Raw genomic sequence first — 2,945 nt, forward strand, 5'->3', positions numbered from 1 at the left:
GCCTGGTAGTTGGTGAATTCGTTTTTCTGCGACTTCCTGTCGTAGTAGCGAACCCCTCCACGTATTCCAAATCCTATGGAATCACCAGTGGCAAACTCCCTTGCCGGTTTCTGTAGCTTGATAGTTATTGTGTGTCCCATTACGCCGCCTTGTTTAAGTCTGAGAGCTGGTCTTGATATGCTTTGTTGGCCTTGTCAGCTAATTCAGGGTGTTGTGTTAGTCGCTTACACAGCCCGTCATAGGCATCCTTTAAAGCTATTTGGTCAGTGCACGAGATAGCCCAGCCGGTAAAATCTGCAAGGTACTGATCTGGCGTTCTTTGCTGTAGCGTGTGGGTATTGTTTTGTTGCTGTGGTTCTTGTTTTGGTGGCAATGCCCAATCCGGTAAAACAGGAGGCCGCCAGTAGATAATTTTTTGTTCTTTTGTTTTTGCCCGATTCCAACCAGATTTCTTTTCGATGCTAACCTCAGCGAACCCCTCTTCAAGCTGATATAGGTATCGACCAATACCCCACTGGACAGCAGCGCGCTTCATTGCCCCTGACATACCGCCTTTTACCGCCTCAACCTGCGTGTTCTCGGCTGCGTCCCATTTAGTGATCCACTCTTCTTCAACCTTGATGGATATCCCACACATAACGCCGCTGTCTGGAGCTGGCTGAAACTCATTGCGCCAGAATGCTTTCCCACAAACATCATCAAGGCGCTTCATGATCGCCCTATTGGTTACGTAAGCCAGCACCATGGCCCATGGTTTGGAATCTTTAGTTATCCCGCAAGACTGCACTCGCCACTCAATATCAGCGGCAGGGAACGGCTCATCTAATTTATTCAAATCCACGTTGCGCCTCCTGAATTCTTTGTTGCTGCTGACTTGTGCGCTGATCTGCATTGGCTTCTATCTGTGCCATTTCATCCGTGAATCGCAGATCGGCTATCAGTCGCGTCCATGCAACTGATTCGAGTGCTGCGTAAAATCGCTCGTCCTGCGTCATGCCGCCTCCTGAAGCTCAATTGATACCAATACATCCATTTGGTAAATACGACGCTTGGCGGCTGCGCAGGTGAGGTAATTAGCTGCCGAGCGCCTACTACCTGCTTTGCGGCAAGACTTCGCGCAATTCAGCAAGTGGTTATGCCACCACTTGAGCTCTTTTTTGGTCATAACAACCTCCGGTAATAAAGGCTGAATACCATTTCGAATAAATCGTCATCGTGCTTATCAATGGCGAGGGCAGCCATAAGTTGTAGCGCTCTGGCAATATTCATGGCTCACCTCGCTGGTTCAATGTTTTGGCAATCCAGAGCAGAAGCTCTATAAGTGGATTGCGTGGCGGTTCATCAGAGCAGCCCACGCAAGGCCACCCTGCTATACAAAAGGTATGCATGGGATACTCCGGTTTAATTAGTAAGTGATACGAACTGAGGAAATGAGGTTCTTAGCGATAGCGGCTACACATTTCTGTGCGCAATCTTCTGGCAATCCGTTTGCAATTAAGTCGGCAACTGCTTGGCGGTTGATGGTGCGACGGTGTTCTACGTCAGCCGCGCGCTTGGCATTTTCATCAGCAACACGCTTCTCTTCAGCTAAACGTGCATCTTCTTTCTGCTTGGCTTCACGTTGAACTCGCTCAGCTTCCTGCTGTGCTTTAAGTTTCTCGGCTGCGATAGCTTCCTGCTTCTCGCGCTCGACGCGTTCAGCTAATTCCTTGGCATCACGCTCAGCTTTGGCTGCGGCATCCTTGGCGGCCTGTTCCGCTCGTTCCTGAGCTAGTTTTGCATCACATTCACGTTGTTCCGCTGCTTCAATGTCATGCTTGGCTTTTTCTTCAACTTCCCGCTTCGCTTTCTCTGCGGCCTGTTGAGCTATGAATTCTTCATGGGCTTTCCGCAGGCGTTCAACTTCATCAGCTTTCGCTTTGGCGTCACGGTCGAAAGCGTCATTCATCAGCAGAGCCATCTCGTGGGCCACTTCAATTTCTGCCGCTAACTGTTCAGCTTTCTTCTTGGCTTCAGCTTCCTCCTTTAACCGGTCCTGTTCAGCCTCCCACTCAGTCAGCGAGCGGCGCGTTTCGTCGCGTATTTCATCGCATTCAATGACAAATCGACGAAGTTCGGCCTCAATGATTTTCGGCTGCTCTTTTAGGTGGCGAAGGTACTCACGCCCCGGCTTTTCGATTGCTGTCTTGCTGCGTGATACGCTGGCTGCAAGTGACGCTATCCGTGCACGGCCCTTTGCAGTCGATACATCAGGGACTTCATTAACTTCCTGCCGAATCTGGTCAAGGTATTTATCAAGGCCGTTCGTGACGTACAGTGTCGGGTAGGATTCAGGCTTAATGTCGATTACCACCAAGCCGGTGTTTTCGTCTGCCATGCTCATTTCCTTGTGTTTAGCCCACAGCAAAACACCGACAGTTGTCAGTTATTTACTCTGGGGATTGGTGGGGGGGGAGGGTTACTTCGTGTTTTCTTTAGAAGATAATCCGTTAATTTCCCTAGTTAACTGAGGAATAAATGATTCTTCGTAATTTTTAAGTCGGTCAATCCAGTAGTCCTTGCTGACATCTCCGCCATTAATCGCATCACGAAGCTTTTCTGCTAGCTCGTACGGTAGGCTATAAAGCGGGATTATTTCAGCTACTCCAGCGAGTTTCATTCCTGCTGACTGTGGTACCGATAATGCATAACACTTATGGATAATTGAGCGCGTAATTTTGTATTCACCCATATCTCACCCTCTCGCCTTAATCATTGCGTCTGCCACTCTACCCGCAGCTTGAGCCAACCGATCAGACTCTCCGTTACTACTGAAAGGTTGACCGTGAGCTAAACTACCCGATATGATTGCCGCCATTGCTTTAGCTGCGAAGTAATCTCGCAATGTCATTCCCTCCGATTCGTAGAGAGATGAACCTTCTCCTGGAACGAACGGAAACGCTGGG

Annotated in this window: 5 protein-coding genes and 1 pseudogene; all 6 read right to left on the reverse strand. The window is 49.2% G+C overall.

The features are described 5' to 3' along the window. Positions 1–139 precede the first annotated feature (139 nt). Positions 140–841 carry a Rad52/Rad22 family DNA repair protein gene (locus tag V2A85_RS22875; protein ID WP_420072457.1) on the reverse strand — a complete coding sequence of 234 codons (702 nt, stop codon included), beginning with the start codon at positions 839–841 and terminating at the stop codon, positions 140–142. Then, entirely contained in the window at positions 828–995 is a 168-nt protein-coding gene (locus V2A85_RS22880; RefSeq protein WP_420072458.1) for a hypothetical protein, read from the reverse strand. The genes V2A85_RS22875 and V2A85_RS22880 overlap by 14 nt, the downstream gene beginning before the upstream one ends. After that, a complete protein-coding gene (locus V2A85_RS22885) occupies positions 992–1,165 on the reverse strand; it encodes a hypothetical protein (protein ID WP_420072459.1) in 174 nt (57 codons plus the stop codon). Before V2A85_RS22885 ends, V2A85_RS22880 begins: the two co-directional genes overlap by 4 nt. Positions 1,166–1,405: 240 nt before the next feature. Next, positions 1,406–2,377 (reverse strand): hypothetical protein, encoded by a 972-nt coding sequence (locus tag V2A85_RS22890; protein ID WP_420072460.1) that lies wholly within the window; start codon positions 2,375–2,377, stop codon positions 1,406–1,408. 81 nt (positions 2,378–2,458) lie between these two features. Further along, positions 2,459–2,731, reverse strand: a complete 273-nt coding sequence (locus V2A85_RS22895; RefSeq protein ID WP_172986540.1) for a hypothetical protein — start codon at positions 2,729–2,731, stop codon at positions 2,459–2,461. Positions 2,732–2,734: 3 nt separating this feature from the next. Then, positions 2,735–2,945: pseudogene (locus tag V2A85_RS22900) on the reverse strand (hypothetical protein); the annotation flags it as partial.

It is taken from the genome of Yersinia sp. 1252 StPb PI (assembly GCF_048593885.1).
Lineage (GTDB): Bacteria > Pseudomonadota > Gammaproteobacteria > Enterobacterales > Enterobacteriaceae > Yersinia > Yersinia enterocolitica_E.